The organism is Collinsella sp. AF02-46-1 (assembly GCF_003465825.1).
Lineage (GTDB): Bacteria > Actinomycetota > Coriobacteriia > Coriobacteriales > Coriobacteriaceae > Collinsella.
The window spans coordinates 1-625 of the sequence record NZ_QSBV01000046.1 but is presented as its reverse complement, the minus strand read 5'-3'; the positions used below and the strand labels follow the sequence as shown (position 1 = coordinate 625).

The following is a 625-nucleotide window of genomic DNA, read 5'->3' as shown; positions in this document are numbered from 1 at the left end:
TCGGATCGCTTTTCCTGGGCCCGGGAACGGCGGCGGGCCTCGTTGCTCCCAACGGCTCGGGGAAAACCACCCTTCTAGAAGCGCTGTCGGGCCAATTTCCCACCCGCATCCACTCGGGAAGCCTGGCGGCAGACGGAATCAGCCAACGTCGATCAGCCGAATTTGCAGAACTCGTCTACCTGAGCTCTTCGGGCGGCGCGGATCTCTATCCCACGCTATCGGCCATCGAGCACCTTGCTTTCGTTAGGGAGGCGTGGAAATCGGCCGCCGACATCGACTCGCTCTGCGACTCCCTCGGAATCTCCCCATATCTCGACAAGCCGACCCGTAAACTCTCGACAGGAATGAAGCAGCAGGTAAAGCTTGCCATGGCGATATCGACCGATTGCCCGTACCTTATCCTCGATGAACCGCTGAACGGCCTCGATCCGGGAAAGCGGAAAACCTCCTGCGACGCGATGCGCAGCGAGGTGGCGCGGGGACGAAGCGTGCTCATTTCAAGCCATCTGCTCGACGACCTGGCAGACCTCACCGACTCGTTCTACTTCATCGAGGCCGGCACGCTCGTGGAAAAGATCAAGTCGTCCTCGCAGACGCTCAAGCAGGAATACCTCGATACATACGA

1 protein-coding gene is annotated in these 625 nt (G+C 59.8%); it reads left to right on the top strand.

All coding sequences use genetic code 11. From position 1 onward, the window contains the following. The coding region (locus DWV20_RS09770; protein WP_147346323.1) for an ATP-binding cassette domain-containing protein at nt 1-625 on the top strand (625 nt) is incomplete at both ends.